Below are 23270 nucleotides of genomic sequence, written 5' to 3' on the forward strand. Positions count from 1 at the left end.
GGGCGCATATCAGACCCACGCCGAAAGCGAGGTAAACCCTATGTTCATCCAGACCGAATCCACTCCGAACCCCGCAACGCTCAAGTTCCTGCCGGGTCAGACCGTGCTGGAGATGGGCACCGCTGATTTCCCGACCCCCGATGCCGGGGCGACATCGCCGCTGGCCCAACGGCTCTTTGCAGTTGAGGGTGTGACGGGCGTGTTCTTCGGCACCGATTTCGTTACTGTGACCAAACAAGACGCCGTGGAATGGGACCATGTGAAGCCCGCCCTGCTGGGCGCGATCATGGAACACTTTCAATCCGGTGAGCCGGTCATGGCCTCCGACCACCAGCCCACATCGGGCCACGCCGCACATGACGGTGAGGATGGTGAAATCGTCGGCCAGATCAAAGAGTTGCTGGACAGCCGGGTGCGTCCTGCCGTTGCCCAAGATGGTGGCGACATCACCTTCCACGGCTTTGAGCGCGGCGTTGTCTATCTGCACATGCAAGGTGCCTGCGCCGGGTGCCCATCTTCCACGCTAACGCTGAAAATGGGCATCGAAAACCTGCTGCGCCACTACATCCCCGAGGTGACAGAGGTTCGCCCGGTTGCCTGAGCATAGCGCAAGCGGGCCGCTGATTCTGGCCTTCGACACATCGGCCGCGCATTGCGCGGCCGCTTTGCTGTTGGGCGACCGGGTGCTGGCGGCACGGGTTGAACCGATGACCAAGGGCCAAGCCGAACGGCTGCTGGTTCTTTGCGAAGAACTGCTGGATGAGGCCAATGTGGCCTATGGCGACCTCACGGCGCTTGGCGTCGGCATCGGTCCGGGCAATTTCACCGGCATCCGCATCGCCGTCTCCGCCGCGCGAGGGCTGGCGCTTGGCCTTGGCATTCCAGCGGTCGGGGTCGATGCCTTTGACGCTTTGCGGGAGGGCCATACCGGCCCCTGCGCCTGCGCCGTTGATGCTCGCCGCGAACAGGTCTTCCTTCAAGGCTTTGACAACGCAGCGATTTCCACCCCCGCTCTTTACGACGCCGCCACTCTCCCCATCTTCACCGGCCCCCTTATCGGCTCGGGCGGAGAGCCCCCCGCGATGCCAGTGGCCGAAGCTATCGCCCGCATTACCGCCCGCCGCTATGACAACACCCCACCACGTCCCGCGCCGCTTTACCTGCGCCCCGCCGATGCCGCACCCGCACGCGACGCTGCGCCGGTGCTGCTGCCGTGACAGCGGCAGAGCTTGCCGCCCTTCATGCCGCCGCCTTTACCCAAGACAGGCCGTGGCAGGAAGCGGAGTTCGCCAGCTTGCTCGACAGCCCCTTCGTGCAGCTTTTTACCCGCCCCGGTGGCTTTGCCCTGACCCGGACCATCGCGGGCGAATCCGAACTGTTGACCCTTGCCGTCGCCCCCGCTCACCAGCGCCAAGGCCTTGGCCGTGCCCTGCTGCGCGATTGGCTGGCCGCCCTGCCCGTGGATTGCGACAGCGCCTTTCTTGAGGTCGCCGCCGACAATTACCCGGCCCGCGCGCTTTACGTGGATGAAGGCTTTGCCCAAATCGCCATCCGCCGTGCCTATTATGCGCGCAAGGATGCGGTGGCGGTTGATGCATGCATTCTGCAACGCAGGTTGACCCATGGTCACTGTGGCGATCTCGCAGCGTTGACCGCAAAAAGCGGTTGACCCTACCCCCCGCCTGCGCCCTAAATTACACCTGATCGAATGATCCACAAACGCCGTGGCGGCAGCATTTGCCAGACCGCCCGGCACCACAACCGGGAGACGATAAATGACCCTCATGACGAAATTCCTCGGCGCAGCCGCAGGCATGGCCCTGACATCGGGCGCCGCGCTGGCCGAACCCGCGCTGATCTTTGACCTTGGCGGCAAATTCGACAAAAGCTTCAACGAGGCAGCCTTCAACGGCGCGACCCGCTGGGCCGAAGAAACCGGCGGCAAGTTCGCCGAGATCGAAATGCAGTCCGAAGCACAGCGAGAGCAAGCCCTGCGCCGCTTTGCCGAGTCCGGGGCCAACCCGATCATCACCATGGGTTTCGCCATGGCCGATCCGCTCTCCACAGTCGCGCCTGACTACCCAGACACGAAATTCGCCGTGGTTGACGTCAACTGGCTCGACCTGCCCAACGTCCGTCAGGTCAGCTTTGCCGAGCATGAAGGCTCCTACCTCGTCGGCGTCATGGCCGCGATGGCCTCCAAATCCGGCACCGTTGGATTTGTCGGTGGCATGGACGTGCCGCTGATCCGTCACTTCGGCTGTGGCTATGCCCAAGGCGTCATGGCCACCAACCCCGACGCCAAGATCGTCGCCAACATGACCGGCACCACCCCGGCAGCCTGGAACGACCCGGTCAAGGGCTCCGAGATCACCAAGGCACAGATCAACCAAGGCGCTGACGTGGTTTATGCCGCGGCGGGCGGCACTGGCGTTGGCGTGCTGCAAACAGCCGCCGACGAGGGCATCCTGTCGATCGGCGTGGACAGCAACCAAAACCACCTGCACCCGGGCAAAGTCCTGACCTCGATGCTGAAACGCGTCGATGTCGCCGTCTATGACGCGATGATGGCGGGCGAAGACCTCGAAGTTGGCGAAGTCGTTACCCTCGGCCTTGCCGAAGAAGGTGTCGGCGTCGCCATGGACGAGCATAACGCCGATCTCGTCACCGAAGAAATGAAGGCCGCAGTCGAAGAAGCGCGCCAGAAGATCATCGACGGCGAAATCAAAGTGGTCTCCTACTACGAGAACGACAGCTGCCCGGCGCTGGACTTCTGAACTTAGATTAACCTAAACTGACCCTTAGGGCCGCGCCGTATCATCGGCGCGGCCCTTTCCGAACATGACCCCGTGACCCGGACAGAGATGGGGCAATTCCAGATCAAGGGCCGCAACGCCCGCAGGACCTTTTGATATGACCGATACCGCTCCCGCGATTGAACTTAAGGGCATTTCCAAAGCCTTCGGCCCGGTGCAGGCCAACAAAGACATCTCGATCCGCGTCATGCCCGGCACGATCCACGGCATTATCGGCGAGAACGGCGCGGGCAAATCGACGCTTATGTCGATCCTCTATGGCTTCTACAAAGCCGACGCGGGTGAGATTTTCATCAGTGGCAAAAAGACCGACATTCCCGACAGCCAAGCCGCCATCGCGGCGGGCATCGGCATGGTGTTTCAGCACTTCAAGCTGGTCGAGAACTTCACCGTTTTGGAAAACATCATTCTGGGCGCCGAAGATGGCCGCCTGCTCAAGCCGTCGCTCGCCAAGGCCCGCAAGACGCTGGTTAGTCTTGCCGAGGACTACGGCCTCAACGTCGACCCCGACGCGCTGATCCAAGACATTGGCGTGGGCATGCAGCAGCGCGTGGAGATCCTCAAGGCACTCTACCGTCAGGCCGACATCCTCATACTCGACGAGCCGACCGGCGTACTGACCCCCGCCGAGGCGGACCAGCTGTTCCGCATTCTTGGGCGTCTGCGGTCTGAAGGTAAAACCATCATCCTCATCACCCACAAGCTGCGCGAGATCATGGAGATCACCGACACCGTGTCGGTCATGCGCCGCGGCCAGATGACCGCCACCGTGAAAACCGCCGAGACCTCGCCGCCGGAACTGGCCGAGCTGATGGTCGGGCGCAAGGTGCTGTTGCGTGTGAACAAGGAGCCCGCCACCCCGGGCGAGGTGATCCTCGACATCAAGGGCCTGCGCGTTGTCGACGACAAGGGCGTCGAACGCTTGCGCGGCATCGACCTGCAGATCCGCGCGGGCGAAGTGCTGGGCCTCGCGGGTGTCGCGGGAAACGGTCAGTCGGAACTGTTAGAAGTGCTGGGCGGCTATGCCGATGGCACCGGCAGCGTGACCCTCAACGGCACCCCGCTGGACCTCTCGGGCAAGAAGAGCGACGGCCAGTCGCGCCGCGCGCGCGGCGTGGCCCATGTGCCCGAAGACCGCCAGCGCGAAGGCCTGATCATGGATTTTCAGGCTTGGGAGAACAACGTCTTCGGCTACCACCACGATGATCGCTTCAACAGCGGCATGCTGATGGACCACGCCGCGATCCGCGCCGACGCCGAAGACAAGATGGCCCGCTTCGACGTGCGCCCGCCCGACCCGACGCTGGCGGCCAAGAATTTTTCCGGCGGCAACCAGCAAAAAATTGTTCTGGCCCGCGAGATCGAGCGCAATCCCGACTTGCTGCTCATCGGCCAGCCCACCCGCGGCGTCGACATTGGCGCGATCGAGTTTATCCACGAACAGATCATCGCTCTACGCGATCAGGGCAAGGCGATCCTGCTGGTCTCGGTCGAGCTCGAAGAAATCCTCGCCCTGTCGGACCGCATCGCGGTGATGTTTGACGGGCAGATCATGGGCGAACGCGCACCCGACCAGACCAATGAGAAAGAACTGGGGCTGCTGATGGCTGGCATCACCAACACTGAGAATGAACACAGCGTGGCCGAGGTCGAGGCCAATCTCGCCCGCGCGGGCGGCGACGCCAGCAAGGAGGTCTGAAATGGACGTGATGCCAAAATGGGCCGAGGTGATCCTCGTGCCGCTGATCTCGCTGCTGCTGGCTGCGATCCTTTCGGCGCTGGTGATCCTCGCCATCGGCGAAGATCCGATTGCCGCCGTGACGCTGATGGTCAAGGGCGCGCTCGGCTCGACCTATGGCTGGGGCTACACGCTGTACTACGCCACCAACTTCATCTTCACCGGCCTTGCCGTTGCCGTCGCCTTCCACGCGCGGCTCTTTAATATCGGCGGCGAAGGTCAGGCGATGCTCGGCGGTTTGGGCGTCGCCATTGCCGCGCTCTATATCCCGTGGCCGCATTGGACGCTGGCGCTGATCGGCTGTGGTGTCATGGCGGGGCTGTTTGGCGCGGTCTGGGCCGCGATCCCCGGCTGGCTGCAGGCCAAGCGCGGCAGCCATGTGGTTATCACCACCATTATGTTCAACTTCATCGCCGCAGCACTTCTGAACTACGTGCTTGTGAACCTCATGCGCCCGCCCGGCAGCATGGACCCGGCCAGCGCCCGCTTCCCCGAAGCCGTGCATCTGCCAACGTTGCATGAGTTGCTGGCCCCCTTTGGCATCGCCTTCTCCAAATCCGCGCCCGCCAACGTCTCGCTTCTGGTGGCGGTGGCGGCCTGCGTGGTGATCTGGATGCTGATCTGGCGCACGCGCCTTGGCTATGAAATCCGCGCCTATGGCCATTCACAGCCGGCGGCGAAATATGCCGGCATCTCGCCCGTGCGCATCACCATGATCACGATGATCATCTCGGGCGCGCTGGCGGGCCTGATGGCGATCAACAACGTTATGGGCGAAAGCGAGCGGCTGGTGCTGAACGCGACCGAGGGCGCGGGCTTCATCGGCATCGCCGTGGCTCTGATGGGGCGTTCACACCCCGTCGGCGTCTTCTTCGCAGCACTTCTGTTTGGCTTCCTCTACCAAGGCGGCGCGGAACTGGCGCTCTGGACCTCGATCCCGCGCGAATTGATCGTCGTGATCCAGGCGCTTGTGATCCTCTTCACAGGCGCGCTCGACAATATGGTGCGGATGCCGCTGGAACGTCTCTTCTTGATGTTCCGCCGCCCCGGCCCGCCGTCGACGGCTTCCGAGGCCGAGCCGAAACCCGACCCGCGCAGCGCCCAGTCGGAGGGCGCGGAATGACCCAAATTACCCCCCTGAGAAAGCGGGTCTGACCTATGGACTATATCACGCTCATCCAATTGCTCGACAGCACTGTGCGGCTTGCCACGCCGCTGCTCTTGGCCTGCCTTGCTGGTCTGTTTTCCGAACGCGCCGGGGTCTTCGACATCGGGCTCGAGGGCAAGATGCTAGCTGCCGCCTTCTTCTCGGCAGCACTCGCCTCGATCACCGGCTCGGTCTGGATCGGTCTGGCGGCGGGCATCGCCTCCTCGCTGGCGCTCAGCGCCGTGCATGGCCTCGCCTCGATCACCTTCCGCGGCAACCAGCTGATTTCCGGCGTGGCGATCAACTTCCTTGCCGCGGGCATGACCGTGCTGATCGCGCAGGACTGGTTCGCCCAGGGCGGCCGCACGCCCTCGCTCTTTGGCGGTGCCCGCTTCGAGCCGATCACCCTGCCCTTCGCCGAGGCGATGGAGAACGTGCCGGTAATCGGCCCGCTCTACGAAGAGCTAATCTCGGGCCATTCGATCCTCGTCTATGCCGCCTTCCTCGCCGTGCCGCTGACATGGTGGATCCTGTTCCGCACCCGCTTCGGCCTACGCCTGCGTGCCGTGGGCGAGAACCCCGCCGCAGTGGACACTGCTGGCGTCTCGGTCGTGGGTCTGCGCTATGCCGCCGTGGGCATCGCCGGGCTGCTCTGCGGCGTGGCGGGGGCGTACCTCAGCACCGCGCTTCAAGCGGGCTTTGTCAAAGACATGTCGGCGGGACGTGGCTTTATCGCGCTGGCCGCGCTGATCTTCGCCAAGTGGCGCCCGTGGTACGCGCTCTGGGCCACGCTGCTTTTCGGCCTCTTCGGCGCGCTGGAAACCCGGCCCGACGTGATCCAAGCGGTCATTGGCATCAAGGTTCAGGGCCAGCTTCTCGGAGCGTTGCCCTATCTGATGACCGTGGTGATCCTCGCTGGTTTCGTGGGCAAGGCGATCCCGCCCCGCGCGGGCGGCGAGCCCTATGTGAAAGAACGCTGACACTTCCTTCCGGCCCTTGCACACGAGGGCCGGATCGGCGCAACCTATCTCAGTGGTCGCCTTATCGCGACAAGCTATGTTGAACTGCGCGGCCGTTAGAGGCTAGGAAACGTCATGCAAATCTACCTGCCCATCGCCGAGGTATCGGTTAACGCCTTCCTCCTTCTGGGACTGGGCGGAATTGTGGGCATCCTATCGGGCATGTTTGGCGTCGGCGGCGGCTTTTTGATCACGCCGCTGTTGTTCTTTGTCGGCATCCCCCCCGCCGTGGCTGTGGCCACCTCGACCAACCAGATCGTCGCTTCGTCCTTCTCGGCCCTGCTGGCGCATCTCAAACGGCGCACTGTGGATTTCCGAATGGGCTGGGTGTTGCTGGCGGGCGGCCTCATCGGCTCCGGCATCGGCATGTTCATCTTTAACTACCTGAAGTCGCTCGGCCAGGTCGATCTGCTGGTGACCCTTTGCTACGTGGTCTTTCTTGGGATCATCGGGGGGTTGATGTTCTTTGAATCGCTCCGCGCGATCCGCCGCACCCGCAAGGGGGGCCGGGTCCAGCGCAAGAAGCACTACTGGGTCCACGGGCTGCCGTTCAAAATGCGTTTCCGTGTCTCGGGGCTTTATATCTCGGTGATCCCCCCGGTGCTTGTTGGCGCGGCGGTCGGGATGCTCTCGGCCATCATGGGCGTTGGCGGCGGCTTTATCATGGTGCCCGCGATGATCTATCTGCTGGGCATGCCCACTAAAGTGGTAATCGGCACCTCGCTGTTGCAGATCATTTTCGTGACCGGTTTCACCACCATGCTGCACGCCACCACCAACCAGACGGTCGACATCGTGCTGGCGGTGCTCTTGCTGGTCGGCGGGGTGCTGGGTGCACAGGTTGGCACGCGGATCGGCGTGCGGATGCAGGCCGAACAGTTGCGCATCTTGCTGGCGGTGCTGGTCCTCGCAGTCTGCGGCAAGCTGGCGCTCGATCTGCTGCTAGAGCCGTCCGAGCTTTATTCCCTTAGCCCGGTGGCGGCAGAATGATCCGCGCAGTTCTCGCATTCGCTGGCCTGATGCTCACGGCCCTCACCGCCACGGCGGAAGAGGAGATCGTGCTGGGCCTCAGCCAAGCCGAAGTCTCCATCACCACCAATTTCGACGGGTCCGAAATCCTCGTCTACGGCGCTGTCAAACGTGAAACGCCGATCCCTGAGGGCGCGCCGCTCGAAGTGGTCGTTACCGTCTCTGGCCCCTCGACCCCGATCATGGTGCGGCGCAAAGAGCGGCGCTTTGGCATCTGGGTCAACACTGACGCAATTGAGGTCGACCGCGCGCCCAGCTTCTATGCCGTGGTCACCTCTGGCCCGCTGTCCGAAGTGCTTAAACGTATCGAAGACCTGCGCCACCGCATCTCCATCCCTCGCGCCATCCGCTCTGTCGGTGCGCCGATGGAGATCGCAGACCCCACCCAATTCACCGATGCGCTGATCCGCGTGCGCAAGGATGCGAACCTCTACCAAGTCATCGAAGACGGCGTAAAGGTTGACGAACAAACCCTTTTCCGCGCCGCCGTCGCCCTGCCCGCCTCGCTCACCGAGGGCGCCTATGACACGCGGATTTTTCTGACCCGTGGCGGCGATGTGGTGGCGCAATATGAAACGGTGATCGACGTGCGCAAAGTCGGGATGGAGCGATGGCTATTCAACCTCGCCCATGAGCAGGCCTTTATCTACGGGCTGCTGTCGCTCTTTATCGCCATTACCGCGGGCTGGGGCGCCTCTGCCGTCTTTGGGCTGCTGCGCCGCTAAGCCGCGCCGTCCTCGGTCGCCTCAAGTGTCAGCGCCGCTGCAGGGGCGGCACGCAGATCGTCCACGCGCAGCGGGCCGGACGGCTTGCTTAAACGGTTCCGCACCACCCAGATCAGCCGCTCCTGCGCGCGGGTGATGGCGACATAGGCCAGCCGTTTCCACAGCGGTTGCCCGGCCTCAGAGCGCCCCATCCGTGCGGCGGCGTATAGATCGGGGGCAAAGACCTGCACGTTTTCCCACTGGCTGCCCTGCGCCTTGTGGATCGTCACCGCCGCGCCGTGCAGAAAGGTCGCCCCCATCCGCGCGGCGAAGGGGATAAAGGGCTCTTCCTCATCCGGTTTTTCGATTTTAACGATCGACGCCGCACTGACCTGCGGGTCTTCGGCACCGATAACGTGCAACCGGCTGAACCCCGGCTTACGCCCCTCGCCCAGATAGACCACCTGCGCGCCCTTGATCAGGCCCCGCGCCTCGAGGTCTAGCCGCTTCTTGCGATGCTTCAGCGGCAGTTCGATCCCGTCGCAGATCAGCGGCTCCCCCGCCAGCAGCGCATCCTCCGGCGCACCATGCACGGCGCGAAAGGCGTTAATCAGCCGGATGCGCGTGGCATTCCGCCAGACCAGAACCGGGCTGCGGGCCATCAGATCAACTTCAACCCGCTGACCCCAGACCACGCGATCATCCTTGCGCGCCGCGTCTTCGATCATCCGCTCAAAGTCATGAAACTCAAGCTGTGGATCGGCCAGCGCATGGGCGATATCGAGGATCGGGTTATCAGCCTCTTGCCTGTGAATGCGGTTGAGGTTCAGCACCCGCTTTTCGGGCAGCTTCTCAAACACCATCGTGCCGGATTGCCCCACCGGGGCCAACTGCGCCGGATCGCCGAACAGCAGCAGCGTCGGGAAAATCTCTTTCAGGTCTTCGAACTGTTTGTCATCCAGCATCGAGCTTTCGTCGACAAAGCCAATGTCGAGCGGCTCTTCCCGCCGTTTCCAGCCGGTGATGAAATCACTGCCCCGCAGCCCCGCCGCCGCCAGCGCCCCGGGCACGGATTTGTTGTTCGCGAAAAACGCCGCTGCCCGGTCCAGCGCGACCTCGCTCAGCCCTTCGATGTCGGGCTTTTCGCCATTCCCGGTCAGCCACTCCGCGATGCGCTCGTATTCGGGGTGGTAAACCGGCGTGTAGAGAATGCGATGGATCGTCGTCGCAGGCACGCCGCGCAGACGCAAGACGCTCGCCGCTTTGTTGGTCGGCGCGAGGATCGCCAACGTGCGTTTCTCACGTTTCTTGCGCGATTCGTAATCACCCGACACAATGTCGACGCCCGCCGCTTCCAAGGCACGATAAAGCTCGGCCAGCAGTAGCGTTTTGCCCGATCCGGCCTTGCCGGTCACCGCCATCACCTGATCCGGGCCGCCCGCAGGCGGCATCAACAATGAATCGTCCAGATCAATGCCCGCAGAGCGCAGCATCTCGGCCACCCGGTCATGGGCGGCGGCTTGGTCTTCGGAATAGGTGAGCGCAGTAGATGTCATTGGGCGACCCTAAATGAGCCCTGCGCCGGGGGCCAGATGGCTTCGCCCAGCCCGCTTCTGATTTCGCGCAATAACTGGCTCAGACGAAGATCAGCCCCCGGCTCAGCGCGCGTGCGACGGCGTGGGTGGTGTTGGATGCCCCGAGCTTAAACCGCGCGCTTTCCACGTAGGCGCGCAGCGTGTGTTCCGAGATCGACAGCCGTTCGGCCACTTGCGCGCGGCTATAGCCCACCGCCAGCAGCGTCATGGCATCCACCTCTCGCGGGGAGAGCGCCTGCACCGCCCCCGGTGCACGATCCGGGGCCAGCGCTAGCGCCTTTTCGTTGAAACAATGCGCCGCCCAGATCAGATCGCGCCGGTGCCGCGCGGTGAATGCGGCCCAGACCGCGTCGGTGCAGCTGTGATTGGTGGTAAACAGCGCAAACTGCCCATGCGGACCCCGAATAGGCACCGAAAACCCCTGATCGCCCACCCCATGATCCAGCGCGTCCCGCCGGAATTTCCGCGCCGCACGGGAGGACCAATCAAGGTCTTTCCAGTCCACTGGCTCAAACCGACGATAGCAGCCGCTGACCACCGGATCGATGCGCAGGTAGTTTCGGTTCTGATAACGTTCTGGCCAGAGCGGTCCATAGGTGCCGCAGCCATATTGCGCACCCGCCGTATCAACCCGATGATAGGCAACATGTAAAATGCCATAGTGATCGCGCAGATCTGCGCAAGCGCGCTCAAGGGCTGGCTGCCCATCAGCCTGCGCCAGCCTTTCCCAAATTTGTTCCAGATGCGGCTCTATCCTCATGCGCCCGGCCTGCGGCCCTTTCGCGTTGCACGGACATTTCAGCCAGAGCGATAAGCGCCGCGTCGTCCAACTGTTCCGCAGTACGGGGCAGTTGGTTTGCCATGGCGAAAGCCCTTAGATCGGCCAATACGTCCAATATCCAATCATCTCGCATGAGAGTCGCCCAGCTTTGGTTAATGGCAGATTAATACAACCATAGCATGTGCGTGAATTCGTACCATCCGCGCTTTTCGCCCCCCCTTAAATGGTGGGGCAGGCTGCACTAAGTCTCTGTTCCGGTTACAGCCAAACGAAAAACCCCCGCAGCCGAGGCCACGGGGGTTCTGGTTTTAATCTATCAGTCAGGTTCAGTCGCGCGCCATAACCGTATCTTCCAGCGTGCGCAGCCCGGTCGTCGGCGCCTGCACCAAAACAGACATGTTGCCCGGCTTATGCTCGTTGCGCATCATCTTCATATGCGCCTCAGGCAGATCGGCCCAGCTAAAGACCTCGGACATGCAAGGATCAAGGCGGCGTTCCATCATCAGCTTGTTGGCCGCGCTCGCCTGCTTCAGATGGGCAAAGTGGCTGCCCTGCAGACGCTTCTGGTGCATCCACATATAGCGCACGTCGAAGGTCAGGTTGAAGCCGCTCGTCCCGGCACAGATCACCACCATGCCGCCTTTTTTCACAACGAAGGTCGAGACCGGGAATGTCGCCTCACCCGGATGTTCAAAGACCATGTCGACGTTCACGCCCTTGCCGGTGATGTCCCAGATCGCCTTGCCGAACTTGCGGGCCTCTTTGAACCACTCGTTATATTCCGGCGTGTTCACCGTGGGCAGTTGGCCCCAGCAGTTGAAGTCCTTGCGGTTCAACACGCCCTTGGCACCCAAATCCATCACGAACTGGCGCTTGCTCTCGTCCGAGATCACGCCGATCGCATTGGCGCCTGCGGTGTTAATAAGCTGGATCGCATAGGAGCCAAGGCCACCCGACGCACCCCAGACCAGCACGTTCTGGCCCGGCTTCAGGTCATGCGGCTCATGACCGAAGAGCATACGGTAGGCGGTGGCCAGCGTCAGCGTGTAGCAGGCACTCTCTTCCCATGTCAGGTGTTTGGGACGCGGCATAAGCTGCTGGCTCTGCACGCGGGTGAACTGCGCAAAGGAGCCGTCCGGCGTCTCATAGCCCCAGATCCGCTGGCTGGGGGAATACATCGGATCGCCGCCGTTGCATTCCTCGTCGTCGCCATCGTCTTGGTTGCAGTGGATCACCACCTCGTCGCCGACCTTCCAGCGCGTGACCTTATCGCCTACCGCCCAGACGATGCCCGAGGCATCAGAGCCCGCGATGTGATAAGGTTCGCCGTGGCCGTCAAAGGGGCTGATCGGCACGCCGCGCGCGGCCCAGACACCGTTGTAGTTGATGCCTGCCGCCATGACCAAGACCAGCACGTCTTGACTGTCGAGCTCTGGCACATCGACCACTTCTTGCAGCATTGCGCTGTCCGGATCGCCATGCCGTTCGCGACGGATGGCCCAAGCATACATCTGTTTTGGAACGTGACCCATCGGGGGCATCTCGCCCACTTCATAAAGGTCTTTTTGCGGGGCGTCATAGTCGGCGTGTTTCGTATCCAGTGCCATGTGGGCCTCCTGCCGGTGATCGGTGTCTAAAAGGTCTGTGCCGCACTGCAGAATCGCGGCGGCTCTCTTTTGGGATATGACCCGCCGCGCAACATTGCAACCCCTGCCACTCTACTTTTGTAATTTTATGACCCAGCAGTTGCAGCAATTTCCGCCGCAGGTGCAGCATCTTCGCTCGGAAAATGCGCGATAGAATTAGCGTAAAAGGCCAAAACAGGCTCCTGCCCCCGCACGATTTCCAACCCCTGTGCACCTTCAGAAATGACGCCACGTTTCATCAGCCGAGCCGTGGCGCGGGCCACGCGCTCGGGCAGAACCTCGGGCTTTGGCACGCGGTTACGCTGCGGCATCTGCCCCAGCGTAGCGCCGACCTTCGACAGCAATTCCGACTCGCTCATTGGGGTTTGCGCCTGCAACATGACCCGCGCGATCAGCGGCACCGTCAGCACGGGCATCGCCTGTGCGATCCGGTCCATCAACATCTCCGACAGTTCCGAGACCGGCACCTCCGCCCCCGTACGCCGTAACGACAACGGATCACCAAAGGTCACCGCAGCGGTCCCGAACCGCGTGTCATGCCCCCGCATTCGCCGCCACATCTTGCGCAGGACAAAGCCCACAACCACCGTGATCCGCGCACCAAAGCGACGGTCGCCGCGCTGCCCGGCGGCGATCAAAACCCGGTCTTCCAGCACGCGGTCATAGTTAATCGCCACTGGCACAAAGATGATGTCGCGTTCGCCCTCGGGGTCAAAGCCTTCAACCACATAGGACAGCAAGCCAACCTTCGGCGGCTGGAGCGCACCGGTCAGGCTCAGCCCCCCTTCGGGATAAAACGCCTGCGTTACGCCGCCAGCCGTGGCCATCTGCACATAACGCGCCAACACCTTGCGATAGAGCGCCCCGCGCGAACGGCGTCGGATAAAGTAGGCCCCCATGGAGCGAATGAGCGTGCTTAGCGGCCAGACCCGCGCCCACTCCCCCACTGCATAGCTCAGCGCCGAGGACCGCGCGGCGAGGTAGGTCACCAGCATGTAGTCCATGTTCGAGCGGTGGTTCATAACGAAAACCACCGTGGCGTCGCGGGGCAGAGAAGCAAAAGTCGTCTCGTTGCTCGCCGCTGTCTCGATCCGGTAGACCGCATTGGCCAGAAGCCGCGCCAGCCGGATGCCAAAGCTAAAGTACGCAAAGGTGGAAAAACGCGGCACGATCTCACGCGCATAATCACGGGCTTTTTGAAAGGCGACGTTCTCGGGCACGCCATTGCTGCGGGCGTAATTAACGATCTCTTGACTGACCTCAGGATCATAGATCAGCCGCTGAATCATGTCATGCCGCCGCGCCAGTTTGAACGGCTCAATCGGCCGCGTGAGCCGTTTGTTGAGACGCGCCACCGCCCGTTCAAGCCGCCGGCGAAAGAACCAGCGCACCGAGGGCAGCAGAAAATGGCTCAGCGCCGTGACGGCTGCGAAAACCACGATGAGGATGAACAGCCAAAGGGGCAATTGCACGGTCTGCGTCATGGGTTAACCCTTACAGCGCGGGACTGAGAGGACAATATTTATCTGTTTCTACCCGCGCCGCAGCGGCACAGACGATGCCGCAACGCAGCGAATTGACAGCGCCACATTGTTTCGCCTATCAACAGCATGACGCAACTTTATTGCCAAACAGATTCAAGAGGCCCCAATGACGCAACCGCAGAAAGACCGCCCCTGGCTCATTCGCACCTATGCGGGCCATTCCACCGCCGCCGCCTCCAACGCGCTTTACCGCTCCAACCTTGAGCGCGGGCAGACCGGTCTCTCGGTCGCTTTCGATCTGCCGACCCAGACCGGCTATGACAGCGACCACCTCCTGAGCCGCGGAGAAGTGGGCAAGGTTGGCGTGCCGGTGAACCACCTCGGCGACATGCGCGCGCTATTTGATGGCATTCCGCTGGAGCAGATGAACACCTCCATGACGATCAACGCAACGGCCCCTTGGCTGCTGGCGCTTTATATCGCCGTGGCCGAGGAACAGGGCGCGGATGTGACCGCGCTGCAGGGCACGGTGCAGAACGATCTGATCAAGGAATACCTCAGCCGCGGCACCTATATCTGCCCGCCGGCGCCCTCGCTTAAGATGATCGCGGATGTGGCCGAATATTGCTATACCAACGTGCCAAAATGGAACCCGATGAACGTCTGTTCCTATCACCTGCAAGAGGCCGGTGCGACGCCGGAGCAAGAATTGGCCTTTGCGCTGGCCACTGCGACGGCCGTGTTGGATGCCCTAAAGCCCCGTGTCCCCGCGGAAGATTTCCCGCAATTGGTGGGCCGTATTTCCTTTTTCGTGAACGCAGGCATCCGCTTTGTCACCGAAATGTGCAAAATGCGTGCCTTCGTAGACCTTTGGGATGAAATCTGCCGCGAGCGCTATGGCGTGGATGACCCAAAATTCCGGCGTTTCCGCTATGGGGTGCAGGTCAATTCACTGGGGCTGACCGAACAACAACCTGAGAATAACGTCTACCGTATTCTCATTGAAATGCTGGCTGTGACCCTGTCGAAAAAAGCTCGTGCCCGCGCTGTGCAATTGCCCGCATGGAACGAAGCTCTCGGCCTGCCCCGCCCATGGGACCAGCAATGGTCGATGCGAATGCAGCAGATCATGGCCCATGAAACGGACCTTCTAGAATTCGACGATCTTTTCGACGGCAACCCGGCGGTCGACGCGAAGGTTGAATTACTTAAAGAAGGCGCACGTGCCGAATTGGCGAACTTAGATGGAATGGGTGGCGCAATTTCCGCGATTGATTACATGAAGGGTCGTTTGGTCGAAAGCAACGCCGGCCGCCTGCGCCGAATTGAAAGCGGCGAAACCATCGTCGTCGGCGTGAACAAATGGCAGCAGGGTGCGCCCTCTCCGCTGATGACCGGCGCGGGTGATATCATGCAATCCGATCCGGGCGCAGAGGCCGACCAGTTGGCCCGCCTTGAGGCATGGCGCGAGGAGCGCGACGCGCAGGCGGTCAAGGAAGCACTGGCCGATCTGCGTCTTGCTGCGGAAAAGGGCGAGAACATCATGCCCGCCTCCATCGCCGCGGCCAAGGCCGGCGTCACCACCGGCGAATGGGCTGCCCAAATGCGCGCCGTTCACGGAGAATATCGTGGCCCCACCGGGGTTTCCGCCGGTCAATCCAACAAAACCGAAGGGCTGGACGATCTGCGCGATGCGGTGGATGCGGTCAGCGACCGACTGGGGCGCAGGCTCAAGTTCCTTGTCGGCAAACCGGGGCTTGATGGTCACTCAAACGGGGCCGAACAGATCGCCGTGCGCGCCCGCGATTGCGGCATGGACATCAGCTATGAGGGCATCCGCCTGACCCCTTCTGAAATCGTCGAGGCCGCCCAGACGGAAGGCGCGCATGTGGTAGGTTTGTCGATCCTCTCCGGGTCTCATGTGCCCTTGGTCGAAGATCTGATGAAACGTATGAATGACGCGGGTCTAAATCACGTGCCGGTTATTGTCGGTGGTATTATTCCCGAAGCCGATGCAAGCCGCTTACGGGCTGCCGGGGTGGCGCAGGTCTATACGCCGAAAGACTTCGAATTAAACATTATTATGCAGGATATCATTACCCTCGCAGACCCCACATCGGTCGCCGCAGAGTAGTCCGACAAAAATATATCGTGCATTTATGCAATTCGCCCTATAATTCCCCTGACCAGAACAATCTGGAAAGGAAATATCAGATATGGAAAAAGACCTGAAATCCATGAGCCGCAAGGATCTGGAGAAACTTCTGTCGGATGTCAAAAAGGCGCTGCAAGCAGCACAGTCGCGTGAGCGGCGTGCCGCACGCAAAGCGGCCGAGAAGGCAGCGGCGGAATATGGCTTTTCCCTCAATGACTTGGCAGATGAGAAACCCGCACCTAAAAAGGTTAAGAAACCGCGCAAAGCGGCTGCGGGTCCGAAATCGAAACCCCAGTTTGCCAATCCCGAAAACCCGTCCCAGACTTGGACGGGAAAAGGCCGCCAGCCGAATTGGTTTCGCGCCCAAGTAGAAAAAGGCAGCGATCCGGAGTCGATGCGAGTCTAATCTATTCCCGAATTGCGAGAATTGGGCGCCGGGTGAATGGGTATTCACCGGCGCCTTTTTCATGCCATTAACGCAATAGTGAATTTGACACGGCGTCTTTCCGCCTTTCCCCGCGCGGACTTTACGTCAACCCGAGCCAGCCTATCACTGCCCTTGTGAACCGCGCGCCCCACAGGCAAAATGCGCCAAACATCAGGAGACAGAAATGACCGTCCATATTGGCGCAAAACCCGGCGATATCGCTGAAACCGTATTGATGCCCGGCGACCCATACCGCGCGAAATGGGCGGCGGAGACTTTCTTGGAAGGGGCTGAACTGGTTAACGAGGTGCGCGGCATGTTGGGCTTTACCGGCACATGGCGCGGCAATCGCGTGACGATCCAAGGCTCCGGCATGGGCATGCCATCGCTTTCGATCTACGCCAATGAATTGATGATGGAATACGGTGCGCAGACTCTGATCCGCATCGGCTCTTGCGGGGGGATGCAGGCCCATGTCGGCATCCGCGATGTCATCATCGCCATGACCGCCAGCACCATCACCTCCCCCTCTTCCGGTATTTTCCGCGAATTGAACTACGCCCCCTGCGCCGATTGGGGCCTGCTCCGCGCCGCCGTGGAAGCGGCTGAAAAACTGGAGGCCAAAACCCATGTGGGCGGCATCTATTCCTCGGATGTTTTCTATGCCGAACGGCCCGATCTGGACGAGCAGATGGTGCGCCACGGTATTCTTGGCGTCGAGATGGAGGCGGCGGAGCTTTACACGCTCGCCGCGCGGCACAAGCGGCGGGCTCTGGCGGTCCTGACTGTGAGCGACCATTTGCAGACCGGCGAGGCGCTTCCTTCGGAAGACCGCGAGAAGAGCTTTGGCGATATGGTCGAGATTGCGCTGGAAGCGGCTTTCGCCTGATCGTGGCGGCCGCTGAGAGTGCGGACGGTATTTGAAAAAGGATGAAGAGGCGCGGCGGGGGTCGCGCCTTTGGCTTTTGTGGTGGAGGGCGTCAGGCGTTTTGACCAGCGAGGCGCCCGGAGTAGAGGCAGCCCCCCAGAAAGGTGCCTTCAAGGGCGTTGTAACCGTGGTAGCCGCCGCCGCCGAAACCGCAGACCTCACCGGCAGCGTAGAGACCGGGGAGGACGCTGCCTTTGGGGGTCAGGACGCGGCCTTTCGTGTCGCTGTGCAACCCGCCGAGCGATTTCCGCGTGAGGATATTGAGGCGCACGGCAATCAGCGGGCCGTTTGCGGGGTCCAGAATGGCGTGGGGTTTTGCGGTGCGGATCAGGCGGTCGCCGCGGTAGGCGCGCGCGCCGCGGATCGCTGTGATCTGAGCATCCTTGGCGAAGGGATTGTCGAGCTGGCCATCGCGGGCTTCTATCTGGGCGCGGAGGTGATCGAGGATCACGGGCGCGTCGGGGGTGAGCGCGTTCATGCGGCCGACAAGCGTGTCGAGGTCGTCGGCCACGATGAAATCCGCGCCGTGGTCTTTGAACGCCTCCACCGCCGCTGTCGCGCCTTTGCCGAGGAGGGATTTGAGTACCTCCCGCCAGCTGCCGGAAGTGAGATCGGGGTTCTGTTCTGAACCGGAGAGGGCGAACTCCTTTTCGATGATCTTTTGGGTCAGGATGAACCAACTGTGCTCACCCGCTTGCAGGATCCGCCGCAGGGTTGAGAGCGTGTCGAAACCTGGCAGGCAGGGGGCTTCCATGCGGTTGCCCTTGGCGTCAAACCACATCGACGAGGGCCCGGGCAGGATGCGGATGCCGTGGTTGGGCCAGATCGGATTCCAGTTCTGGACGCCTTCGCAATAGTGCCACATGCGGTCTTCGTTGATCAGCCCAGCCCCGGCCTCGGCGGCAATGGCGTGCATTTTGCCATCGACGTAATCCGGCACGCCGCTGACCATGCGTTTTGGCGCGGGGCCGAGGCGGTCTGTGGGCCAGTGCTGCCGCACCAGATCGTGGTTGGCGCCGATGCCGCCGGTGGTGAGGATCACGGCTTCGGCGGCATGTTCGAATTGGCCTGTCACACTGCGTGGCGTGCTTTGGCCGCGGGGGGCGTCGCTGTCTTCTAATACTTCGCCCGCGATGCCTGTGACTGCGCCGTTGGTGGTGACGAGCTCTGTGACGCGGTGGCGGAAGGCGAGGCGCAGCTTGCCGGCGGCGGCATGGTCCTGCATCAGCTGCGTGAAGGGGGCGACGACGCCCGTGCCGGTGCCCCATGTGATGTGGAAACGCGGGACCGAGTTGCCGTGGCCGTGGGCCCCAGCCCCGCCACGTTCGGCCCAGCCGACGACCGGGAACCAGCGCATTCCAAAGCCTTGCAACCAGCCGCGCATATCGCCCGCCGCCCAGTCGATGAAGCCTTCCGCCAGCTTTCGGGGGTTGGCGTCTTCGGGTCGGTCGAACTGGGCCGAGCCCATCCAGTCGCGATAGGCCAGTTCGGCGCTGTCGCGGATGCCCATGCGGCGCTGCTCGGGCGTGTCGATCATAAAGAGACCGCCGAGCGACCAGAACGCCTGCCCACCAAGGCTTTGCGGGCCTTCTTGGTCCAGCAGCAGAACCCGGCGGCCGCGCAGCACCGACTCATGGGCGGCGACCATGCCGGACAGACCCGCGCCGACCACGATCACATCTGCTTTGAAACGCTCACTGCCCATTGCCGCCTCCCCTTTTCCGGCAAGCTTGCGGTGGGCTAGGAGCAAAAGCAAGTCACAGACGCGGGGTGTCGAGCCCCTTGAGGCAGCGGTCGGGCGGGCCTTCACTGCGATAGGCTTCGGCGCCGCAGGCGACGCAGTGGTATTTGCGCAATGCGCCCTTGTCGCCCGTCCGGTCTTCGCGCCAGCGGCAGTCACGCGTGGGCGCGTTGCGACGGGCAAAGATCAGCACGATCACAAAGACGATAACGATGACGAAGGGTAGGATCATAAGAAAACCAAAGGCCCGGCGCTTGGCCGGGCCTTGTGTTGATCAGACGGTCCGTTCGACCATCAGCTTCTTGATATTGGCGATCGCCGCTGCCGGGTTCAGCCCCTTGGGGCAGGTCTTGGCGCAGTTCATAATCGTGTGGCAGCGGTAGAGCTTGAACGGGTCTTCGAGATCGTCCAGACGCTCGCCCGTCGCCTCATCCCGGCTGTCGATGATCCAGCGGTAGGCGTGCAGCAGCGCGGCCGGCCCGAGGTAGCGGTCGCCGTTCCACCAGTAGCTGGGGCAGGATGTCGAGCAACAGGCGCACATGATGCACTCATAGAGGCCATCGAGCTTGGCGCGGTCGTCGATCGACTGCTTCCACTCTTTGCGGGGCTCGGGTGTCTCGGTTTCCAGCCAGGGCTGGATCGAGGCGTGCTGGGCGTAGAAGTGGGTCAGGTCGGGGATCAGGTCTTTGACCACCGGCATATGCGGCAGCGGGTAGATTTTGACCACGCCGTTGATCTCTTCCATGCCGTACGTACAGGCCAGCGTGTTGATGCCATCGATGTTCATCGCGCAGGAGCCGCAGATGCCTTCGCGGCAGGAGCGGCGGAAGGTCAGCGTGGGGTCGATCTCGTTCTTGATCTTGATCAGCGCGTCGAGAATCATCGGGCCACAATCGTCCATGTCGACGAAATAGGTGTCGAGCGCCGGGTTCTTCCCGTCGTCGGGGTTCCAGCGGTAGATGTGGAACTCGCGCAGGTCGGTCGCGCCTTGCGGCTTGGGCCATGTTTTTCCGCTGGTCATGCGGGAGTTTTTGGGAAGCGTCAGTTGAACCATTGTGCGTCTCCTAAAGCGTCATGCCAGCTGCAGGCGCGGCGGCCAGCAGGCAGGTGCGGGTCTCGGGGCGCGACAGAATCGTGCGCACGGTGCCCGTTGTTGTGTCGTCCACGCCGACCACGGTGGCGCGGGCCAATTCGCGCAGTTCCAGCGCGTCGGCATTGTCGATGATGCAATCGGTGAAGGGGGTGATCAGCTGTTTAGGCACCTGTGGAAAGCGGGTGGCCAGAACTTCGGTCACCACGCCTTTTGAAGTTTGGCGGGCGGTGTCATCCACTGCCTGCTGAACTTCAACACAGCCCGAAAGAGCTGCAAACGTGGCCGCGATGAGTGCTGTGCGAACCATCAATACACCCGTGCCTTGGGGGCGATTTTCTTCATGTCGATCCCGCCTTCGTCTTCTTTGGTCAGCGGATCGAGGTGCACGGCGCGGTAGGTGAGTTTCGCGTCATTGCCATCGAACCACGCCAGCGAGTGCTTGCGCCATTCGTCGTCGTTCCGATCCGGGTAGTCCTCATGCGCGTGTGCGCCCCGGCTCTCTTTGCGGGCAGCGGCGGCGGTGATCGTGGCGGTGGCGTTGGGCATCAGGTTGGTCAGCTCCAGCGTCTCCATCAGATCAGAGTTCCACACGAGGCTGCGGTCGGTGACATGCAGATCGTCGAGCTTGTCGGCCACTTCGATCATCTTGACGCGGCCCTCTTCCAGCGTCTTGTCGGTGCGGAAGACGGCAGCATCGGCCTGCATGGTCTTTTGCATCTCAAGGCGCAGCTCCGCCGTGGGCGTGCCGCCCTTGGCATTGCGCAGACCGTCGAAGCGGTCAAAGGCTTTCTCGACCGAAGCCATGTTGGGCGTCGGTACAGCCGTCTCGGGGTCAACGATCTTGGCGGCGCGGATCGCGGCGGCGCGGCCAAAGACCACGAGGTCGATCAGCGAGTTGGAGCCCAGACGGTTCGCACCGTGTACCGAAGCACAGCCCGCTTCGCCCACGGCCATCAGGCCGGGTGCGATGGCGTCTGGGTTGTCGGCAGTCGGGTTCAGCACTTCGCCCCAGTAGTTCGTGGGGATGCCGCCCATGTTGTAGTGTACCGTCGGCAGCACCGGGATCGGCTCTTTCGTCAGGTCCACCCCGGCAAAGATGCGCGCCGACTCAGAGATGCCCGGCAGGCGCAGATCCAGCGTTTCTGGCGGCAGGTGGTTCAGGTGCAGGTGGATGTGATCCTTGTTCTCGCCCACACCACGGCCTTCGCGGATTTCCATCGTCATGCAGCGCGAAACAACGTCACGCGACGCGAGGTCTTTATAGGTCGGCGCATAGCGCTCCATGAAACGCTCGCCCTCGGAGTTGGTCAGATACCCGCCTTCGCCGCGCGCACCTTCGGTGATCAAGCAGCCTGCTCCGTAGATGCCGGTGGGGTGGAACTGCACGAATTCCATGTCTTGCAGCGGCAGGCCCGCACGGGCCGCCATGCCGCCACCGTCGCCGGTGCAGGTGTGGGCAGAGGTCGCCGAGAAATAAGCCCGGCCATAGCCGCCCGTCGCCAGCACCACCATCTTGGCGCTGAACAGATGCATGGTGCCGTCGTCGAGCTTCCAGCAGAGCACGCCTTGGCAAACGCCGTCATCCGACATGATCAGGTCGATGGCGAAATACTCGATGAAGAACTGCGCGTTCTGCTTCAGCGATTGGCCGTAAAGCGTGTGCAGGATCGCGTGGCCGGTCCGGTCGGCGGCGGCACAGGTCCGCTGCACGGGGGGGCCTTCGCCGAATTCGGTGGTGTGACCGCCAAAGGGACGCTGGTAGATCTTGCCCTCTTCGGTGCGCGAGAAGGGCACGCCGTAATGCTCCAACTCGTAAACCGCCTTAGGCGCTTCGCGGGCGAGGTATTCCATCGCATCCGTGTCGCCCAGCCAGTCCGAACCTTTGACCGTGTCATACATATGCCACTGCCAGTTGTCAGGGCCCATGTTGGACAGTGACGCGGCAATGCCGCCCTGCGCCGCTACAGTATGGCTTCGTGTCGGGAAAACCTTGGAGATACAGGCCGTACGCAGCCCCTGCTCCGCCATGCCCAAAGTCGCGCGCAGGCCAGCACCGCCTGCCCCCACCACGACAACGTCATATTCGTGGGTTTCATATTCATATGCTGCCATTTAATCGGTCTCCCGTTTGGGCGTATTGTTACAGGGCGAGCTTGGCGATGGCGAAAACGCCGACCGCTGCTGCGCCGTAGCTGATGATGGTCATCACGATGAGGGCGATCTTGTTGGCCAGCCCATGGACATAGTCCTCGATCAGCACCTGCACACCGTCATTGAAATGTTTAAAGCCCACGATCAGCGTCAGGGCCGCCACGATGGCCGGGAATGGCCGCGCGTAATAGGCGAGGATCTCTTCGTACGTACCGCCAAGCGCGCTGCCGAAGGTAAAGACGAACAGCGGGATCAACACCAAGAGCGCCAGCGAAGAGACTTTCATCGCCCAGAAATGCGCGGTACCGGTTTTCGCCGAGCCAAGGCCGCGGGCGCGTTTGCGATCTGTCATGTATGCCATGGTGTCGCTCCTCAAACGATGATGATGGTCAGGATGGTCAGCACGACCGACCCAATCAGCGCGGTCCAGCCCAGCTTTTCCGCGGTCGGCACGTCGAGCATGCGGCCCGTGTCCCAGATCAGGTGTCGGATGCCGGCGAGCGTGTGATACCACAGACCCAAAAGCGACAGGGTGAACACCAGATCACCGAACCAGCTGGTCATGATCCCGTTCACGGTATCAAAATACTCAACCGACGTCGCCGCGGCGAGGAACCACCACACGATCAACAGCGCGGTGATCAACATCGCGTTGCCGGTGATCCGGGTGAGAATCGACGTCATAGAGGTCAATTGTGGGCGGTAGATCGTCAAATGCGGGGAAAGCGGGCGGTTACCCCGGTTCACATCGGCCATGGCGCGGTCCTTTGTCCTGTGCTTTGTCCTGTGCTTTGCATCTTGATAGCGGTTTTTACA

The 23270-nt window shown here is 62.1% G+C and carries 23 protein-coding genes; 12 read left to right on the forward strand and 11 right to left on the reverse strand.

The window, feature by feature from the left end; genetic code table 11:
- The first annotated feature begins 40 nt into the window (after window positions 1-40).
- From K3759_RS12295 to K3759_RS12335, 9 genes are all read left to right on the forward strand, one after another.
- Complete coding sequence (locus tag K3759_RS12295) at window positions 41-601, forward strand: NifU family protein (protein WP_093928438.1); 561 nt, start codon at window positions 41-43, stop codon at window positions 599-601.
- On the forward strand, window positions 594-1217 hold the full coding sequence (gene tsaB / locus K3759_RS12300; protein WP_259982178.1) for a tRNA (adenosine(37)-N6)-threonylcarbamoyltransferase complex dimerization subunit type 1 TsaB: 624 nt from the start codon (window positions 594-596) through the stop codon (window positions 1215-1217). Before K3759_RS12295 ends, tsaB begins: the two co-directional genes overlap by 8 nt.
- On the forward strand, window positions 1214-1669 hold the full coding sequence (locus tag K3759_RS12305) for a GNAT family N-acetyltransferase (protein WP_259982179.1): 456 nt from the start codon (window positions 1214-1216) through the stop codon (window positions 1667-1669). Before tsaB ends, K3759_RS12305 begins: the two co-directional genes overlap by 4 nt.
- Before the next feature lie 106 nt (window positions 1670-1775).
- On the forward strand, window positions 1776-2777 hold the full coding sequence (locus K3759_RS12310) for a BMP family protein (protein WP_259982180.1): 1002 nt from the start codon (window positions 1776-1778) through the stop codon (window positions 2775-2777).
- A gap of 136 nt (window positions 2778-2913) precedes the next feature.
- Window positions 2914-4515 carry an ABC transporter ATP-binding protein gene (locus tag K3759_RS12315; RefSeq protein WP_259982182.1) on the forward strand — a complete coding sequence of 534 codons (1602 nt, stop codon included), beginning with the start codon at window positions 2914-2916 and terminating at the stop codon, window positions 4513-4515.
- A 1-nt stretch (window position 4516) separates the two neighbouring features.
- Window positions 4517-5677 (forward strand): ABC transporter permease, encoded by a 1161-nt coding sequence (locus K3759_RS12320; protein ID WP_259982184.1) that lies wholly within the window; start codon window positions 4517-4519, stop codon window positions 5675-5677.
- Between the two features lie 35 nt (window positions 5678-5712).
- The gene (locus K3759_RS12325; RefSeq protein ID WP_259982186.1) at window positions 5713-6681 is read left to right on the forward strand and encodes an ABC transporter permease; all 969 of its coding nucleotides are present in this window, start codon (window positions 5713-5715) and stop codon (window positions 6679-6681) included.
- A 114-nt stretch (window positions 6682-6795) separates the two neighbouring features.
- Window positions 6796-7710 (forward strand): sulfite exporter TauE/SafE family protein, encoded by a 915-nt coding sequence (locus K3759_RS12330; RefSeq protein ID WP_259982187.1) that lies wholly within the window; start codon window positions 6796-6798, stop codon window positions 7708-7710.
- The gene (locus K3759_RS12335) at window positions 7707-8474 is read left to right on the forward strand and encodes a TIGR02186 family protein (protein ID WP_259982189.1); all 768 of its coding nucleotides are present in this window, start codon (window positions 7707-7709) and stop codon (window positions 8472-8474) included. The genes K3759_RS12330 and K3759_RS12335 overlap by 4 nt, the downstream gene beginning before the upstream one ends.
- Here the strand turns inward: K3759_RS12335 and K3759_RS12340 are convergent.
- From K3759_RS12340 to K3759_RS12355, 4 genes are all read right to left on the reverse strand, one after another.
- Window positions 8471-10009 carry an ATP-dependent RecD-like DNA helicase gene (locus K3759_RS12340; protein ID WP_259982191.1) on the reverse strand — a complete coding sequence of 513 codons (1539 nt, stop codon included), beginning with the start codon at window positions 10007-10009 and terminating at the stop codon, window positions 8471-8473. The two genes, K3759_RS12335 and K3759_RS12340, sit on opposite strands and share 4 nt — an antisense overlap.
- Window positions 10010-10088: 79 nt before the next feature.
- Window positions 10089-10808 carry a LuxR family transcriptional regulator gene (locus K3759_RS12345; protein WP_259982192.1) on the reverse strand — a complete coding sequence of 240 codons (720 nt, stop codon included), beginning with the start codon at window positions 10806-10808 and terminating at the stop codon, window positions 10089-10091.
- 347 nt (window positions 10809-11155) lie between these two features.
- The gene (gene ccrA, locus K3759_RS12350; protein WP_243261172.1) at window positions 11156-12436 is read right to left on the reverse strand and encodes a crotonyl-CoA carboxylase/reductase; all 1281 of its coding nucleotides are present in this window, start codon (window positions 12434-12436) and stop codon (window positions 11156-11158) included.
- A gap of 125 nt (window positions 12437-12561) precedes the next feature.
- A complete protein-coding gene (locus K3759_RS12355) occupies window positions 12562-13959 on the reverse strand; it encodes a 1-acyl-sn-glycerol-3-phosphate acyltransferase (RefSeq protein ID WP_259982193.1) in 1398 nt (465 codons plus the stop codon).
- Window positions 13960-14125: 166 nt separating this feature from the next.
- On the opposite strand from K3759_RS12355, the gene K3759_RS12360 reads away from it, so the two are divergent.
- From K3759_RS12360 to deoD, 3 genes are all read left to right on the forward strand, one after another.
- Window positions 14126-16093, forward strand: coding sequence for a protein meaA (locus tag K3759_RS12360; protein ID WP_259982194.1), 1968 nt, complete (start codon window positions 14126-14128; stop codon window positions 16091-16093).
- A gap of 82 nt (window positions 16094-16175) precedes the next feature.
- Window positions 16176-16520 (forward strand): H-NS histone family protein, encoded by a 345-nt coding sequence (locus tag K3759_RS12365; protein WP_259982195.1) that lies wholly within the window; start codon window positions 16176-16178, stop codon window positions 16518-16520.
- Window positions 16521-16725: 205 nt separating this feature from the next.
- Window positions 16726-17430, forward strand: coding sequence for a purine-nucleoside phosphorylase (deoD, locus tag K3759_RS12370; RefSeq protein ID WP_259982197.1), 705 nt, complete (start codon window positions 16726-16728; stop codon window positions 17428-17430).
- Between the two features lie 91 nt (window positions 17431-17521).
- Here deoD and K3759_RS12375 read toward each other — a convergent pair whose 3' ends face one another.
- The 7 genes from K3759_RS12375 to sdhC are packed head-to-tail and all read right to left on the reverse strand — an operon-like array spanning window position 17522 to window position 23210.
- Window positions 17522-19174, reverse strand: a complete 1653-nt coding sequence (locus tag K3759_RS12375) for an FAD-binding dehydrogenase (protein WP_259982198.1) — start codon at window positions 19172-19174, stop codon at window positions 17522-17524.
- A gap of 52 nt (window positions 19175-19226) precedes the next feature.
- Window positions 19227-19442: a hypothetical protein gene (locus K3759_RS12380; RefSeq protein ID WP_259982200.1), complete on the reverse strand. Its 216-nt coding sequence runs from the start codon at window positions 19440-19442 to the stop codon at window positions 19227-19229.
- A gap of 42 nt (window positions 19443-19484) precedes the next feature.
- Window positions 19485-20264 carry a succinate dehydrogenase iron-sulfur subunit gene (locus K3759_RS12385; protein ID WP_259982202.1) on the reverse strand — a complete coding sequence of 260 codons (780 nt, stop codon included), beginning with the start codon at window positions 20262-20264 and terminating at the stop codon, window positions 19485-19487.
- A gap of 10 nt (window positions 20265-20274) precedes the next feature.
- Complete coding sequence (locus tag K3759_RS12390; RefSeq protein WP_259982203.1) at window positions 20275-20610, reverse strand: hypothetical protein; 336 nt, start codon at window positions 20608-20610, stop codon at window positions 20275-20277.
- Window positions 20610-22415 carry a succinate dehydrogenase flavoprotein subunit gene (gene sdhA, locus K3759_RS12395; RefSeq protein WP_259982204.1) on the reverse strand — a complete coding sequence of 602 codons (1806 nt, stop codon included), beginning with the start codon at window positions 22413-22415 and terminating at the stop codon, window positions 20610-20612. The genes K3759_RS12390 and sdhA overlap by 1 nt, the downstream gene beginning before the upstream one ends.
- 28 nt (window positions 22416-22443) lie before the next feature.
- The gene (gene sdhD, locus K3759_RS12400) at window positions 22444-22815 is read right to left on the reverse strand and encodes a succinate dehydrogenase, hydrophobic membrane anchor protein (protein ID WP_067940260.1); all 372 of its coding nucleotides are present in this window, start codon (window positions 22813-22815) and stop codon (window positions 22444-22446) included.
- Window positions 22816-22826: 11 nt separating this feature from the next.
- Entirely contained in the window at window positions 22827-23210 is a 384-nt protein-coding gene (sdhC, locus tag K3759_RS12405) for a succinate dehydrogenase, cytochrome b556 subunit (protein ID WP_243261179.1), read from the reverse strand.
- Window positions 23211-23270: the final 60 nt, after the last annotated feature.

The sequence above is a fragment of the Sulfitobacter sp. W027 genome (genome assembly GCF_025143985.1).
In the GTDB taxonomy this organism is placed as follows: Bacteria; Pseudomonadota; Alphaproteobacteria; order Rhodobacterales; family Rhodobacteraceae; genus Sulfitobacter.

Coding starts and splice junctions, on each gene's coding strand:
- K3759_RS12295 (WP_093928438.1), top strand. CDS start 41: ATGTTCATCCAGACCGAATCCACTCCGAACCCCGCAACGCTCAAGTTC.
- K3759_RS12310 (WP_259982180.1), top strand. CDS start 1,776: ATGACCCTCATGACGAAATTCCTCGGCGCAGCCGCAGGCATGGCCCTG.
- K3759_RS12315 (WP_259982182.1), top strand. CDS start 2,914: ATGACCGATACCGCTCCCGCGATTGAACTTAAGGGCATTTCCAAAGCC.
- K3759_RS12320 (WP_259982184.1), top strand. CDS start 4,517: ATGGACGTGATGCCAAAATGGGCCGAGGTGATCCTCGTGCCGCTGATC.
- K3759_RS12325 (WP_259982186.1), top strand. CDS start 5,713: ATGGACTATATCACGCTCATCCAATTGCTCGACAGCACTGTGCGGCTT.
- K3759_RS12330 (WP_259982187.1), top strand. CDS start 6,796: ATGCAAATCTACCTGCCCATCGCCGAGGTATCGGTTAACGCCTTCCTC.
- K3759_RS12335 (WP_259982189.1), top strand. CDS start 7,707: ATGATCCGCGCAGTTCTCGCATTCGCTGGCCTGATGCTCACGGCCCTC.
- K3759_RS12340 (WP_259982191.1), bottom strand. CDS start 10,009: ATGACATCTACTGCGCTCACCTATTCCGAAGACCAAGCCGCCGCCCAT.
- K3759_RS12345 (WP_259982192.1), bottom strand. CDS start 10,808: ATGAGGATAGAGCCGCATCTGGAACAAATTTGGGAAAGGCTGGCGCAG.
- ccrA (WP_243261172.1), bottom strand. CDS start 12,436: ATGGCACTGGATACGAAACACGCCGACTATGACGCCCCGCAAAAAGAC.
- K3759_RS12355 (WP_259982193.1), bottom strand. CDS start 13,959: ATGACGCAGACCGTGCAATTGCCCCTTTGGCTGTTCATCCTCATCGTG.
- K3759_RS12360 (WP_259982194.1), top strand. CDS start 14,126: ATGACGCAACCGCAGAAAGACCGCCCCTGGCTCATTCGCACCTATGCG.
- K3759_RS12365 (WP_259982195.1), top strand. CDS start 16,176: ATGGAAAAAGACCTGAAATCCATGAGCCGCAAGGATCTGGAGAAACTT.
- deoD (WP_259982197.1), top strand. CDS start 16,726: ATGACCGTCCATATTGGCGCAAAACCCGGCGATATCGCTGAAACCGTA.
- K3759_RS12375 (WP_259982198.1), bottom strand. CDS start 19,174: ATGGGCAGTGAGCGTTTCAAAGCAGATGTGATCGTGGTCGGCGCGGGT.
- K3759_RS12380 (WP_259982200.1), bottom strand. CDS start 19,442: ATGATCCTACCCTTCGTCATCGTTATCGTCTTTGTGATCGTGCTGATC.
- K3759_RS12385 (WP_259982202.1), bottom strand. CDS start 20,264: ATGGTTCAACTGACGCTTCCCAAAAACTCCCGCATGACCAGCGGAAAA.
- K3759_RS12390 (WP_259982203.1), bottom strand. CDS start 20,610: ATGGTTCGCACAGCACTCATCGCGGCCACGTTTGCAGCTCTTTCGGGC.
- sdhA (WP_259982204.1), bottom strand. CDS start 22,415: ATGGCAGCATATGAATATGAAACCCACGAATATGACGTTGTCGTGGTG.
- sdhD (WP_067940260.1), bottom strand. CDS start 22,815: ATGGCATACATGACAGATCGCAAACGCGCCCGCGGCCTTGGCTCGGCG.
- sdhC (WP_243261179.1), bottom strand. CDS start 23,210: ATGGCCGATGTGAACCGGGGTAACCGCCCGCTTTCCCCGCATTTGACG.